15 protein-coding genes are annotated in these 13,904 nt (G+C 34.6%); 7 read left to right on the top strand and 8 right to left on the bottom strand.

Annotation, left to right across the window (positions count from 1 at the left end):
* Position 1 precedes the first annotated feature (1 nt).
* The 8 genes from BT156_RS12815 to BT156_RS12780 form a co-directional block, all read right to left on the bottom strand.
* Complete coding sequence (locus tag BT156_RS12815) at positions 2–322, bottom strand: DUF4134 domain-containing protein (RefSeq protein ID WP_371462110.1); 321 nt, start codon at positions 320–322, stop codon at positions 2–4.
* A 135-nt stretch (positions 323–457) separates the two neighbouring features.
* Positions 458–1,051, bottom strand: coding sequence for a hypothetical protein (locus BT156_RS12810; protein ID WP_072410587.1), 594 nt, complete (start codon positions 1,049–1,051; stop codon positions 458–460).
* A 61-nt stretch (positions 1,052–1,112) separates the two neighbouring features.
* The gene (locus BT156_RS12805) at positions 1,113–1,781 is read right to left on the bottom strand and encodes a ParA family protein (protein ID WP_040995592.1); all 669 of its coding nucleotides are present in this window, start codon (positions 1,779–1,781) and stop codon (positions 1,113–1,115) included.
* 48 nt (positions 1,782–1,829) lie between these two features.
* Positions 1,830–3,326, bottom strand: a complete 1,497-nt coding sequence (locus BT156_RS12800; RefSeq protein ID WP_034975946.1) for a relaxase/mobilization nuclease domain-containing protein — start codon at positions 3,324–3,326, stop codon at positions 1,830–1,832.
* Entirely contained in the window at positions 3,323–3,685 is a 363-nt protein-coding gene (locus tag BT156_RS12795; RefSeq protein ID WP_034975947.1) for a hypothetical protein, read from the bottom strand. The genes BT156_RS12800 and BT156_RS12795 overlap by 4 nt, the downstream gene beginning before the upstream one ends.
* Positions 3,686–3,722: 37 nt before the next feature.
* Positions 3,723–4,046 (bottom strand): bacteriophage spanin2 family protein, encoded by a 324-nt coding sequence (locus BT156_RS12790; RefSeq protein ID WP_034975949.1) that lies wholly within the window; start codon positions 4,044–4,046, stop codon positions 3,723–3,725.
* Positions 4,047–4,055: 9 nt separating this feature from the next.
* Positions 4,056–5,147: a hypothetical protein gene (locus BT156_RS12785; protein ID WP_034975952.1), complete on the bottom strand. Its 1,092-nt coding sequence runs from the start codon at positions 5,145–5,147 to the stop codon at positions 4,056–4,058.
* Positions 5,148–5,230: 83 nt separating this feature from the next.
* Complete coding sequence (locus BT156_RS12780) at positions 5,231–6,025, bottom strand: hypothetical protein (RefSeq protein ID WP_034975954.1); 795 nt, start codon at positions 6,023–6,025, stop codon at positions 5,231–5,233.
* Positions 6,026–7,106: 1,081 nt separating this feature from the next.
* Here BT156_RS12780 and BT156_RS12770 point away from each other — a divergent pair.
* From BT156_RS12770 to BT156_RS22140, 7 genes are all read left to right on the top strand, one after another.
* On the top strand, positions 7,107–7,436 hold the full coding sequence (locus tag BT156_RS12770; protein WP_028122609.1) for an ArsR/SmtB family transcription factor: 330 nt from the start codon (positions 7,107–7,109) through the stop codon (positions 7,434–7,436).
* Between the two features lie 59 nt (positions 7,437–7,495).
* Positions 7,496–7,960, top strand: a complete 465-nt coding sequence (locus BT156_RS12765; protein WP_028122608.1) for a DUF6428 family protein — start codon at positions 7,496–7,498, stop codon at positions 7,958–7,960.
* A gap of 19 nt (positions 7,961–7,979) precedes the next feature.
* Positions 7,980–8,594 (top strand): arsenate-mycothiol transferase ArsC, encoded by a 615-nt coding sequence (locus BT156_RS12760; RefSeq protein WP_034741354.1) that lies wholly within the window; start codon positions 7,980–7,982, stop codon positions 8,592–8,594.
* A 3-nt stretch (positions 8,595–8,597) separates the two neighbouring features.
* A complete protein-coding gene (gene arsB / locus BT156_RS12755) occupies positions 8,598–9,641 on the top strand; it encodes an ACR3 family arsenite efflux transporter (RefSeq protein ID WP_034741357.1) in 1,044 nt (347 codons plus the stop codon).
* Between the two features lie 215 nt (positions 9,642–9,856).
* Positions 9,857–10,420, top strand: coding sequence for a helix-turn-helix domain-containing protein (locus BT156_RS12750; RefSeq protein ID WP_028122606.1), 564 nt, complete (start codon positions 9,857–9,859; stop codon positions 10,418–10,420).
* Positions 10,421–10,503: 83 nt separating this feature from the next.
* On the top strand, positions 10,504–13,044 hold the full coding sequence (locus BT156_RS12745; protein WP_072410583.1) for a heavy metal translocating P-type ATPase: 2,541 nt from the start codon (positions 10,504–10,506) through the stop codon (positions 13,042–13,044).
* 458 nt (positions 13,045–13,502) lie between these two features.
* Positions 13,503–13,883, top strand: coding sequence for a hypothetical protein (locus BT156_RS22140; protein ID WP_159437615.1), 381 nt, complete (start codon positions 13,503–13,505; stop codon positions 13,881–13,883).
* Positions 13,884–13,904: the final 21 nt, after the last annotated feature.

Genomic DNA, 13,904 nt, shown 5'->3' with positions numbered 1-13,904 from the left:
ATTAGGCAAAGAATGCTGTTACGAATTCCGGAACTACAATCAAGAAGATCATTGCTCCCCCATAACCAAGGATCTCTTTGTTGACGTCCTGGTCACCATTCGTCCATTTATTATACACTCGGAGACCTCCGATAAAACCGACCAATCCTCCTACTGCTTTCAAAATCAGCTTGACCGGATCCCAATAATCAGTGATATCACTTGCGGCATTTGAAATAGCGGTTGCACCACCTTGTGCAAATGCTGGAGTTATCGCCATAATTGCCAAGGCTAGGGTTAGAACTTTCTTTGTTGTCACGTTTTTTGTGAAAAAATTTTTCATCATAATTCAAAAAATTTATAAAGGGTTAATAATCAATTGAGTGTTAAATTTTGGGCATAGAAGTCCCGGACAACGGATGGAAATCCGCTGTTAAGTCTAATAATCAGTACGTTAGATTTTGTTTAAGTTGACTAACTACATAATGGATTGATAAACCTTATATCCATCGTGATTTGCAACCAATTGAACCAGGGTTTCAGAAAGATTCAGCATCGCCTTCCAATCTTTAATTCTGGAAGTTTTCTGGTCTGCACTAACCGTGATCGGGTTTTCGCTAATCACTTCATTAGGTTTCTGATTTTCCTTTTCGGTTGATATTTTTTCCTTTTGTTCAAAATACTCTTCGCTTGATTCAGCATTTTCAGGATGTGATTGGTTTTCAATTTCGGTAAAATCCTTTTTTGATGGATTATCGAATTCATCCAGATCTTGTTCAGATTCAAATTGTTTTCTTAAATACTCCAGATCTTGTCGTTCTTCATTTCCTTCAGTGATATCAGAATGGATTACATTTTTATTAAAGGACTTGGGAGTGTTGAGATTTTCTACATCTTCAATCCCTATAGTTGCAGTAAGATCTTCGTACTGTTCGGAAATTTCGGACAAAGAAAATTCCTCCGTCTCTTCTTTATAGGTTTCTTTTTCTTTCTTCAGAAACAGATCGTATACAATGTTACCTGCATAATACAACACGTAAACAGCCAGAATAGTAAGTGAAATTTTTATCATTTTTTATTGATTTAGTTGTCAGTCAATCGTTGTCGTTTGTTGGTATTGAATCTTTGATTTTTTACCTCTTTTTAATCACTTGTATTTTGATTTTTGAGGTTTCATTGATATATTTTATAAGTTCATCGAATGTATGTTCTACTGCATATTTTTGCTTGCCTATAAGGCTTCTGGTATTAATAGTTTGTAGGCAGTTTCTTTTAAATACCGGGCTTGGCAGCAGCATTCCATATTTTGCGAGCTCAATGTCCATTGCTTCCTGATTCAGATACTTGTAGCCTTTATCATATTTGGAACGGATAAATATTCTTTCGGCCTCACTTTCCAGTAGTCCCAGCATATTGATGAAGACCAAAGTCGATTTTACAGAAACATCGGAATACTCAAAAGGTGTTACGATAAAATCACTGTATATGAGCAAATCACTGTATTTTGCATCGAGCGTTCCGGCCAAATCAAAGAGATTGATCTCATCGCTTTCTTTTAAATTAATGAGAGTTTCAAAGTCTGAAAAAGGCTGCTCTTCTTCCTCGCCAATAATTTCTACATCGTACAATTTTGGAATGTCCAATAGCTCATCTTCTTTCCATTTGTGATAGAATGATTTCTGATAATCAAAATCGAAAACATTGAGTTTTCTTTCTGAAAGTGCGGTAATGTAATTGGCAAAAGCGATGGCTAATGTCGTTTTTCCGGTTCCTCCTTTTTGGGTAGCAAATGTGATGATCATAGGTTTTAGTTGATTTTTATTGGACTGAAGATGATTTTTCCATCAACTTTATCGTCTCTTTTTTCGTCTTTTTTTGAGTTCATTTTCGGCAGGGTCTTTTGCAGTTCCCGAACTTTTCATCAACTCAAAAAGCATTTCGTTGACGGCTTTGTTTAATTCTGTTTTTTCATTATTTTCAGTCCGGTTTTCTGTCTGCACTTCATTGACGCTTATGGGATTCAGAAATTTTTGATATTCCTTTTCTCCGATTAATGGTTGAAGTTCACCCACGTAATGAAATCTGGTATGAACAGCATACAGCTTTCCATCTTCGCCTTTTGTTATAGAAATATCTTTTTTTTCATCATTTGTGTTTTTGTTATTTCTAATAAAGTCCTTTACTTCAAACTGGACTTTTCGGTAGGTTTCCAAATCTTTCTTCCCTCGGTTTTCAAAAAGCATAAAGTCCTTGATTTCTGCTTCCGGATTATTCTTCTTAAAAAATTCAAGCAGGATCTTTTTTGTTTCCTGGCTGCGAATATTATAATCCTTCAGTATTTCAAAAGTCTTCTTATCCACCTTGTCAGAAGTAAATTCAAATACTTCATTCATTTTCATAATATCACTTCCTTTGTATACTTCTCCTGTTTTATGGTCGATCACGGTGTAGCCGAAAGGATTTTTATCTTCTTTATGATGAAAAACCATATCGATCCCGAAAACATCTTTCAGCTTTTTTTGGAGCTCGCTTTCAAAGGCAATCTTCATTTTTGAATCATTTCCTCCGTCAGTAGTCTTCTCTTTTGGAAGCACTGCTTCATTTTTTCTATTATCCACCACTTTAAAAACCTTATTGGAATACAATTCTTTGTATTTGCTTAATATGGCTTTCATCTGCTTAGCCCTTTTTTCATTTTTGCTGTTATCAAAAACAATCTGATCCCCTCTAATAGATTTTTGGTTTACTCCGTTTTTTAAAATGTTAAAAGAATTTTCATCACTTGTGTTTTTGCCTATCTTGTAACCATTTCTGCTGAGTAGAGTTTCCAACTGATCAAGCGAACTTATTTTGTAGTTCAGCAGCTTTTCCAGTTCTTCTTCCGGTTTCTGACCATATAATTTTTCCATTGTAACGCTTAATGCTTTTTGGGCTTTAAGCCTTTCATAACTGTCATTGATCTTTTTCCCTGTCTGTTTATCAACCCGGGTTGAAACAATGTGTACGTGATTATTATCTGTATCCTTATGAAAAACCACAATGAAAGGCTGTTCGCCATATTTCATTTCATCCATAAAATTCTCCGTTATCTTAGTAAGCTCTTCTTTCGAATGCCCTTGAAATTTTGTAGAGATCATCGCGTGAAATTGAGGCTTCAACACTTTTTTATTCCCGATTGAAATAGCTCTTAAATAGTTTCTTACTTCTTGCTTGCTGCTTGATTCGTTAATGAATGAAGGAAAATTTTTCATCAGCATTAATTCTCCAATGCCTTTATCAATTTTCTTATCGTTATAATGAACTCCTGGAAAACTCGGACCTGCCGGATCCATGATCTTAACAATCATCTTGATAGCTTTGCATAGATTTTTGTAAAGATTTCGTTCTGTTCTTTTTTCAGAATTATGATCTCTGATAACTTATCCGAAAAATTTCTGAGTTTATTTTCGCTGATAAATTTTTGACCATTTGCTATTTTTGCTACCTGATTGATATTATTTTCAATTTTTCCGAAGATGTTATCCTGTTTTTCAATGAACGCCAATACTTTTCGTCTCTCGTCATCCATCATTCTATTCTCTACGGAATTGATGATTAGACTAGTCAGGGAAATTTGTTTATTGGAACAGATTTTTTTCCAATCTTTCTTCTTTTCACTCTTAATTCTGAAAAAAATAACTTCATCTTTTTGCTCATCAATATTCATCTTTCAAATTCAAATTTGATTTTAAAAATGTTGTTTTCTATATTGGAACAAAGATGACCGCCGCAATTGCCATAATGCCTACAACGATAGAACTAACGACTTTTACTTTTTTCACTTCCCTGATTTGTTTTTTATCTATTGAAATCGTCTCTCCTTTTTTGGAAATACCATAAATATTGTTGCCATCAACTGATGTGATTTTTATTTTGTGGATTTTTGCAGTGAAATCCTGAACGTCATATTTGTGATTTAATGCTAAAGAATTATCTTTTAATGGTTTGCCAGGATTCGAAACAATAGACCTACAAGATGTTAGTGAAAGAGTGATCATCAGGCATAAAAATTTGAAAAAGTTTTTCATAGTTTATGATTAAGGTGTTACCCAACTTGTCAAACCGTTTACGCTTTTTAGAATATATGTTCCGGTAGCAGGCGGAGTTGGAACTATCTCTGTTGCAAAACCAAATGAACCATCTGTTTTGGCAACTACTTTTTTCGTATAGGATGAATCTCCGTCTGCATTGGGCATTTGGGAAGGTGTAACGCTGAGCTTGCCATTGATATTTAACCATCTTTCAGAAAAATCCCCCGAAATCAAAGCAAATTTGTAATCCGTATAATTGTTCGTGATACTATCCCAAAAGCTGGTTGAACTTGTTGTAACGCGGGTTGAATGTATAGCTAGTTTATTACTTACGCTTCTGTTTCCTGTGGCCGGGCTACCAGCGCCAATGCCGATGAAAATATTGTTAGACCCTGTTCGGTTTCCTGTTCCTGACAGATAGCCAATAGAGATGTTATCATTTCCTGAAGTAATGTAGGACATAGCTCCCGGACCAATTCCAATATTTCTACTACCGGAGATTACGCCGTTTGCGATGCCATTCAAAGCAGAAACTCCTGCAGCATAATTAAGTTTGCCTGTAACTTCTCCTTGAGACATTGCATAAGCACTAGCGGAATTTCCTTTTCCAGAGGTTATATTAGAGTCGGTTGCAAAAATAGAATTGTAGTCACCGGTGATTGGACTTCTGGAATTTCCCAGTATGTAATTTTCTTTCTCATCAAAATTAAGATGCAGACTGTTCTTGACAATAAGTTCAACCGTAGAAGTGTTGCCCTTGAGTGCAACTGTATTTAGTGGGTCTTCTTTTATAAATGACTTCCATAGATCACCGTCAAAATAATACAACCCGGACTTTGTGATATGAATAACCTGACCGGATAAATTAGTAGCTGGAGATGTTACAAACACGACAGCTCCTTTTTTTGCAGATGAATATGTTTTTGCTGCGAGTTGGTTACCTGTAATCCTTGGAGGAATAATCCCGTCATAATGATTGGTGTCATTTGGTTTCCCTACAACTTCTAAAGTAGCCTCGGGCGTCTGGGTGTTGATGCCAATCTGTCCCTGTATTGTTGTTGCTATGAAAGGCAGAAAAAAATAAATTAATGTTTTCATTTTATTTTTTATTAAAATTCATTTGGTCTTAAGAATCGTATTAACTGTGTATAATTTGTATTAATTGCTATAATTTTAGCGTCCTAGTGTAGATAGGGTCTGATCCAATTTGAGTAGCCCTGAACTTCTCCATAAGTATAATATGATGTTGATATTGCGCCTAAAGAAGCTTGAGGAATTTTTATGGTGAAATTTTCAAGCAAGGCAGGAATAAGCATTGTTGAATTCTCAGGATGTAAAAAAACAATCTGGTTAGGAATATACCCTATGTCACTAAAGATATCCGGAATATTTATAAGTGCGTCGGAAGTAATTGGTTCTGAATCAGTCGACCTGAATATTTGAAATTTTACATTGACGATACCATTAACTTTTCTGAATGATACGGATCCTTTTAAGCCTCCATAATTTTTGGTCCCAATGGTATAGTATTTAGAAGCGGTTAAATAATTATTTGTATTTCCATTATAATTAACCGGAGCGGACCATGTAGAAGTTGCACTAAGAGCCGCAGTACTGGTATGGTCAAACGTCAATAGAATTCTATATTCAGTGGGTTGCTTTTCTTTTGAAAATGTTTGCCACAAATTGCCATCAAAATAATATAATCCGGGTTCAGTTATTTGAATGACTTGTCCTGATAAATTGTTAGCCGGAGATGTTACAAAGACGACAGTTCCTTTTTTTGTAGATGAATATGTCTTTGCAGCGAGTTGATTTCCTGTAATTCGTGGAGGAATAATTCCGTCATAATGATTGACATCATTTGGTTTTCCTACCACTTCTAAAGTCGCCTCTGGAGTTTCGGTATTGATGCCGACCTGACCTTGGATTGATACTACTATTAATGCCAGTAGAAGATGACTCAATTTTTTCATTAGTATTTTGATTAAAAATTCTGTGACAAAATTGGGCGTTAAAACCTTCTAAAACAATAGTATTCAATGGGTTTGGGCTAAATAAGAATAATCTGGATTAGTTTGGAAACTTCCCAGGATTAAAAAAGAATGATTTGGATTAATTTGGATTCTTGTACCAAAATTTAATTAAAAACAAAAAAACAAGTTCCGCAGTTTTTTTCCCCTTTTTGAAAAAAAGGCAAGATCGTCTTTGGATATAAAACTTGAAAAGTTTGTATATACAAAGACACATCTTGCTCAAAAAAAGCCGCTTATTTTTCGGAGTTCTGAAAAACGATTAATAGTATTGATAATCAGCAGTTTTGATTCTTTTATTGTTTTTATTGGAAATGTGTGGAAGTGAAGTCTGAGCATACGAAAGTAAATAATAAATCCTTTCAAAGTGATAATTTATCTATCGTATTGTAGATCAAATCGTAAGGATTTTGACCTGTACTTATCTTAAGCAGGTGACCTGTATATGATTTACGCAGGTATGAACTCCAGCTGTATGTGTATTACGCAGGTTTGATGATCGGCATGATTCTATTTTATGATGATGATCTGTATCTTATTTACACAGGTATGAATTTAAAGCTGTATTTATTTTATGCAGGTTGATGACTAGTATAATCCTTTTTATACAGTTTGCAGGGAAAGCTACAGCAGAGTTCACAATACATTCCGTCAAATTAAAAAAGGGAAGAGAACCTGACATCCCCTCAAAGCTTTTTTGTTCGGAAAAACGTAGGACTTTAGACTTTGGAATTGCGTTTTGCAAAAAAGCGAAGTGGCTTTGAAAGGACATCCAACAAAACCAACCCTAAAAGCAACCGCCATCATTGCCCGGAAATCAACAACAGGATATCTTTACTGAATTACCGCCAGATAAAAATAAACATTGTAAATATTATTGAAAATGAAAAAGAGCGGATAAAAAAAATGATCCGAATTTGCAACATTTGGTGCAACAGGGGTAAACTTCACTAAATATTTTTTTAAACAATTTTGGTAGTTAAAATATTAATCGTAATATTGCGATGTATAATTTTTGATAAAAATGGGAGTTACAAAAACTGAAATATACACGGAACAGCAGAACCGTTTAGCAACTTCGCTAAAGGCATTGGCTCATCCTGCACGCATAGCTATCCTGCAATATATCATTAAACAAAATGCCTGTATTTGTAATGACTTGGTAGAGGAATTGGGATTGGCACAAGCTACCATTTCGCAGCATTTGAAAGAACTAAAAAACATTGGTATTATCAAAGGAAATATAGAGGGAACCAGTGTATGCTACTGCATTGATGAAAATGTCTGGCAGCAGATTAAGAAGGAACTCAATACTTTCTTTGTTGACGATATAGGTATAGATAAATGTTGCTAAGCATTTATTTTAACCAAATCAATCGTAATAATGCAATATAACAATTAAATAATGAAATTATGAAACTATCAAAAATCAAAGAAATCTTACCAACATTAGAGCATGTTGAATTTCAATTAGAGAACGGAACGTTTGTTCCCGAACATTTCCACGTTACCGAAGTTGGGCAAATCAATAAAATTTTTATTGATTGTGGTGGTGTAATCCGCAATGAAAAAGTTGTCAATTTCCAATTATGGAATGCTGACGATTACGAACATAGATTGAAGCCAACCAAACTATTAAATATCATCAAACTATCCGAAGAAAAATTAGGTATGGAAGATGCCGAAATTGAAGTAGAATATCAAATTGATACTATCGGGAAATATGATTTGGATTTCAACGGAAAAACATTCGTACTGAAAAGTAAAACAACAGCTTGTCTTGCTCAGGATGCTTGCGGTATTCCTGTCGAAAAGCAAAAAATAAAATTATCAGCGTTGAATAATGCTTCCTGCACACCTAATTCAGGATGTTGTTAAACCCTTTAAATCAATCAAAATGTATAAGAATTTAGTTGAAACAATAAATAATGTTACTACTTTTCAAAACATCAGTGAAGAACGCAAAAATATATTACGACCACTGATAGATTTTGTACAGCAAAAAGTAAACAATAGTCAGGAAATAAGTATCAACTTCATTTGTACCCACAATTCCCGAAGAAGCCATTTATCGCAGGTTTGGGCACAGGTAGCAGCAGCACACTATGTTATCCCAAAGGTACATTGTTATTCGGGTGGTACAGAAGAAACGGCATTATTCCCGAAAGTGGCAGAAGCATTGACACATCAGGGATTAAGTATTTTCAAAATAGCAGATACCGACAATCCTGTATATGCCATAAAGTATAGTGATAATTCTTTGCCGATTGTTGGTTTCTCCAAAAAATATGATAGCCCTTTCAATCCTGTATCAGCGTTTGCAGCTATTATGACCTGTTCACAGGCAGACGGCGGATGCCCTTTTATTGCAGGAGCAGAAAAGAGAATACCTATCACATTTGAAGACCCTAAAATTTCAGACAATACACCGGAACAATCAAAGGTCTATGCTGATAGAAGTTTACAGATAGCAACGGAAATGTTCTATGTTTTTTCAATGATTAAAATGTAGCCGATGCAACCAAAACTAAAATTCTTAGACAGATACCTTACCTTATGGATATTCCTTGCAATGGCAGTAGGTATAGGATTGGGATATATTTTTCCCGGTATTTCAAAAATTACAAATGCGCTATCCGTAGGCACTACAAATATTCCGTTGGCAATAGGTTTAATATTGATGATGTATCCGCCATTAGCAAAGGTTGATTATTCATTATTGCCTATGGCGTTTAAGGATAAAAAAGTAATTGGTATATCCTTATTGCTGAATTGGGTTATCGGTACAGTGCTAATGTTCGGGTTAGCCGTTTTATTTTTAAGGAATGAACCCGATTATATGACAGGTTTGATACTGATAGGTTTGGCAAGATGTATCGCAATGGTAATCGTTTGGAGTGATTTAGCTAAAGCAAACAGAGAATATACAGCTATGTTAGTTGCATTAAACAGTATCTTCCAGATATTTACTTACAGTTTTTTAGTATGGTTATTCATCAACGTATTACCTGCAAAATTAGTATTAGCCAATTTCAATGTAAGCGTATCAATGAAAGATGTTACCGAAAGCGTATTGATATATTTAGGTATTCCTTTCTTGGCAGGTTTTTTAAGCCGATACATCCTTGTAAAATCAAAAGGTATAGAATGGTATAACCGGAAATTTGTACCCAAAATATCGCCCATTACATTGTATGCTTTACTGTTTACTATAGTATTGATGTTCAGTCTGAAAGGCGATAAAATAGTAGAGTTGCCAATGGATGTAGTAAAAGTAGCAATACCGTTAATCATCTATTTTATACTTATGTTTTTCGTGAGCTTCTTTATCAATAAATCTCTTAAAGTTCCTTACGATAAAAACGCATCCATCGCATTTACAGCCACAGGAAACAATTTTGAATTGGCAATAGCCGTAGCAATATCGGTTTTCGGTATTCATTCGCCACAGGCATTTGTGGGCGTTATCGGCCCATTGGTGGAAGTTCCTGTACTGATATTATTGGTACGTGCAAGTTTGTGGCTAAAGAAGAAATATTATGACCAAAATGCTCATTGATGCTTTGAATAAAGAAATGATATAAAGAAAGTCAGCAAACTACTTGACCAGTTTTCCATTTGGCAGATATAAATTTAAGCAATATTAAAAATGAAGAATTGGACAACGCAGTGGATAAATACATCAATTGACAACTGTTCTACAATTACAAGAAAATATTAATTGTAATTTTATAGAGCTTATTTTAAGCTAATTTCAAATAAAGCACAAAATATATGACAACACTCTTTATAAAAAATATGGTTTGCAACCGTTGTATTATGGTAGTGCAGAATGAATTGGAGAAGCTTGGATTGACTGTGAAAAATATAAAGCTGGGAGAAGTTACCTTGGATAAAGAATTAGCTGAAAACGTTAAAACCAATTTAGTGCAAGCACTGACTGTATTAGGTTTTGAATTAATAGATGATAAAAAAAGCCGAATTATAGAAAAAATAAAAAATATTATTATTGACCTCGTTCATCATCAGGATGGCGAAACAAAATACAATTTGTCGGATGTTTTAAATAGCAAGATACACCACGACTATAATTATCTCTCTAATTTATTTTCAGAAATTGAAGGCACTACTATCGAAAAATATTTTATTGCCCAAAAAATAGAGAAGGTAAAAGAATTATTGGTATATGATGAACTATCTTTGAGTGAAATTGCTTTCCGTTTAAATTACTCAAGTGTAGCCTATTTAAGCAACCAATTCAAAAAGGTAACAGGACTTACCCCAAGTTATTTCAAGCGAATACGAGAGGATAAAAGAAAACCTTTGGATAAGGTCTAAGTAAATCTTACAAATCATTCCCAAAATTCCACAACGAAAAAATGGAAACAATACGGAACTTTGTATCATAAAACTCATACAAAATGGTACACAAATATCAAGTAACAGGTATGACCTGTGGAGGTTGCGAAGCAAAGGTGAAATCAGCTTTATTAAAGGTTGAAAATGTGACAAATGTTGAAGTTTCAAAAGATGAAAACTCAGCTACCCTGACAATGGATAAACACATTCCAACTACACAATTGCAAAAAGCATTAACCGCTGTTGGAAAATATACCATAGAAATGAGCAATAACAAAAGCCCACAACATACCACGACAAATGAACCAGTGGCAAAATCCTGCTGCTCTGCTCATTCTCACGATGATAAAAAAACAATCGAAGTGACTAGCAATATAAAAGGCAAATACTATTGTCCAATGCATTGTGAAGGCGATAAAACTTATGATAAAGCTGGCGATTGCCCTGTTTGTGGAATGCATTTGGTAAAAGAAGCAGAATTGAATGTAAAGAAAACGATGTACACCTGCCCAATGCATCCCGAAGTTATTCAAGATAGTCCGGGTTCATGTCCTATATGCGGAATGGATTTAGTACCCATGGAACCAAGCGATTCCGAAGAAAAAAAAACCTATCTGGATTTGCTTAAAAAAATGAAAATTGCAACCCTCTTTACGGTGCCAATTTTTATTATTGCCATGATGGAAATGGTACATAACAATCCGTTATTTCAAATAAGGGACAGCAACATGTGGAACTGGGTGCAATTTCTGTTTTCAATTCCTGTTGTTTTCTATGCTGGTTGGATGTTTTTTGTACGAGCTTGGAAATCCATAATCACTTGGAATCTAAATATGTTTACCCTTATCGGAATAGGAACTGGAGTTGCATTTTTGTTTAGTATTGTAGGAATGCTGATTCCGAATATCTTTCCGGAAGAATTTAAAACCGAACACGGAACCATTCATCTTTATTTTGAAGCAGCAACAGTAATCATTACACTGGTCTTGTTGGGACAATTGTTAGAAGCAAGAGCACATAGCCAAACCAGTGGAGCTATAAAAGCGTTATTACAATTAGCACCAACCGAAGCTACTTTGATTGGTGAAGGGGGCGATAAAGTGATTTCCATTCATGATATTAAGAAAGGTGATTTATTACGCGTAAAACCAGGAGATAAAATTCCAGTTGACGGAAAAATAACCGATGGTGAAAGCAGTATTGATGAAGCAATGATTACAGGAGAACCAATTCCCGTTGACAAAAAGAAAGACGATAATGTAATTTCGGGAACAATCAACGGGAACAAATCATTTGTAATGATGGCCGAAAAAGTAGGTTCTGAAACATTACTTTCTCAAATTGTACAAATGGTTAACGATGCTTCTCGTTCAAGAGCACCCATTCAAAAATTAGCCGATAGTATTTCTAAATATTTTGTACCCATTGTAGTAATCATTTCAGTAATTACCTTTTTTGTTTGGGCACTATTTGGTCCAGAACCAGCGAAGGTTTATGGATTTATAAATGCCATTGCAGTTTTAATCATAGCTTGTCCTTGTGCTTTAGGTTTAGCCACGCCGATGTCTGTGATGGTGGGTGTGGGCAAAGGAGCACAATCTGGAGTATTAATTAAAAATGCCGAAGCCTTAGAAAATATGAATAAGGTGGATGTTTTAATAACAGATAAAACAGGAACGCTAACTGAGGGAAAACCTTCTGTAGAAAAAATTTACGCATCAACTAATAACGAGGATGATTTATTGCAAAATATAGCTTCCTTAAACCAATACAGTGAACATCCATTGGCACAAGCAGTAGTCAATTATGCCAAAACAAAATCTATTTCATTAATTGGAGTCAAAGATTTTGAAAATGTTACAGGAAAAGGAGTTACAGGAACGGTTACCAATAGAAAAGTAGCATTAGGCAATAAAAAACTAATGGAACAGGTTAAGGCAACTATTTCTGACGATTTAGAAACCAAAATTATTGCAGAACAAAAACTTGGTAAAACGGTTTCTTACATTGCTGTTGATGATGTTACAGTTGGTTTTGTTTCAATTACCGATGCGATAAAAACTTCGAGTGCAGCAGCGATAAAAGAACTAATGCTCCAAGGTGTAGAAGTAATTATGCTTACTGGCGACAATGTTAATACAGCCAAAGCAGTAGCGGATGAATTAGGTTTATCTTCCTATAAAGCAGGATGCTTACCCGAAGATAAACTCAACGAAATTAAACGTTTACAAGCAGAAGGGAAAATTGTAGCTATGGCTGGTGATGGTATAAATGATGCTCCGGCATTAGCACAAGCCAATATCGGAATAGCTATGGGAACTGGAACTGATGTAGCCATAGAAAGTGCCAAAATAACTTTAGTAAAAGGCGATTTATTAGGTATCGTTAAAGCAAAAAATTTGAGCCATGCTGTTATGAAAAACATCAAGCAAAATTTATTCTTTGCCTTTTTCTACAATGTGCTTGGTGTTCCAATTGCAGCAGGTATTTTATATCCGTTTTTCGGAATTTTATTATCTCCAATGATTGCAGCTTTAGCAATGTCTTTAAGTTCTGTATCGGTAATCGTAAATGCATTGCGATTACGCAGTTTTAAACTTTAAATGAATTATTCAATAAACAAAATGGAAAAGAATAATCAAGACTTACGATTCAAAACAAATATTAACTGTGGTGGATGTGTAGCATCTGTAAAACCTCATTTGGATAATACCATGGTATAATATGCCATTGGGAAGTAGATACAACTAAAGACAAGGTGCTTACCGTAAAATCAGAAGGAATTACACAAGAACAGGTAATTGAAACTGTACAGAAAGCAGGTTTTAAGATAGAACCATTAAACAAAGATAATTTCCTTATCCTAATAACCTGTTTAGTTATTTAACTTATAACAAACACTTTAGGTAATTAACTGTATATTTATTTTAATAAGCATAAAAAGGACTATGCAGACTAGTGATTTAGATATTTTATCTATAATTCTGTGTTTGCAGTTCACGAAAGTGCAAAATATAGCAATTAAAAGAAATAATTTCATAATTTTGTAGTGTTGAAAAATTTGAGTAAACATATCAGCTTTGTCATCTTACTATGTTTGGGCTTTTTCCTAATGCCAAGCATAAGCTATGCTTGTGCAAAAAAAACAACTAAGACAGAGCAAAAGTCCTGCTCAAAAGATCAATCTGCAAAAGCAGAACATAAAAGCAGTTGCAAGGACAAGTCCTGTAAAAAATGCAAAAATGGTCACGACTGCGACGGCAATTGTAAGCACAGTTCATGTGGATGTAGCACTTCTTCATCTTCTGTAAGCTTACCAATACCAATAGATTTAAAAACAGCTAACCCTTTTGCTGAAATTAAAAAGCAAAAATTCGGTTTCAAAGAAGCCTACTATTCTTCAGGCTACTCTTCCATTTGGCAACCACCTAAAATAAGCTAAAACGATGGCTTGTTAGCCATA

The organism is Chryseobacterium limigenitum (genome assembly GCF_900114875.1).
GTDB classification, from domain to species: Bacteria; Bacteroidota; Bacteroidia; order Flavobacteriales; family Weeksellaceae; genus Chryseobacterium; species Chryseobacterium limigenitum.
This window is presented reverse-complemented; position numbering and strand designations above follow the sequence as displayed.

Bases quoted from the DNA above. Each gene is read 5' to 3' on its own strand.
- BT156_RS12815 (WP_371462110.1), bottom strand. From the start codon at position 322: ATGAAAAATTTTTTCACAAAAAACGTGACAACAAAGAAAGTTCTAACC.
- BT156_RS12810 (WP_072410587.1), bottom strand. From the start codon at position 1,051: ATGATAAAAATTTCACTTACTATTCTGGCTGTTTACGTGTTGTATTAT.
- BT156_RS12805 (WP_040995592.1), bottom strand. From the start codon at position 1,781: ATGATCATCACATTTGCTACCCAAAAAGGAGGAACCGGAAAAACGACA.
- BT156_RS12800 (WP_034975946.1), bottom strand. From the start codon at position 3,326: ATGATTGTTAAGATCATGGATCCGGCAGGTCCGAGTTTTCCAGGAGTT.
- BT156_RS12795 (WP_034975947.1), bottom strand. From the start codon at position 3,685: ATGAATATTGATGAGCAAAAAGATGAAGTTATTTTTTTCAGAATTAAG.
- BT156_RS12790 (WP_034975949.1), bottom strand. From the start codon at position 4,046: ATGAAAAACTTTTTCAAATTTTTATGCCTGATGATCACTCTTTCACTA.
- BT156_RS12785 (WP_034975952.1), bottom strand. From the start codon at position 5,147: ATGAAAACATTAATTTATTTTTTTCTGCCTTTCATAGCAACAACAATA.
- BT156_RS12780 (WP_034975954.1), bottom strand. From the start codon at position 6,025: ATGAAAAAATTGAGTCATCTTCTACTGGCATTAATAGTAGTATCAATC.
- BT156_RS12770 (WP_028122609.1), top strand. From the start codon at position 7,107: ATGGGAGTTACAAAAACTGAAATATACACGGAACAGCAGAACCGTTTA.
- BT156_RS12765 (WP_028122608.1), top strand. From the start codon at position 7,496: ATGAAACTATCAAAAATCAAAGAAATCTTACCAACATTAGAGCATGTT.
- BT156_RS12760 (WP_034741354.1), top strand. From the start codon at position 7,980: ATGTATAAGAATTTAGTTGAAACAATAAATAATGTTACTACTTTTCAA.
- arsB (WP_034741357.1), top strand. From the start codon at position 8,598: ATGCAACCAAAACTAAAATTCTTAGACAGATACCTTACCTTATGGATA.
- BT156_RS12750 (WP_028122606.1), top strand. From the start codon at position 9,857: ATGACAACACTCTTTATAAAAAATATGGTTTGCAACCGTTGTATTATG.
- BT156_RS12745 (WP_072410583.1), top strand. From the start codon at position 10,504: ATGGTACACAAATATCAAGTAACAGGTATGACCTGTGGAGGTTGCGAA.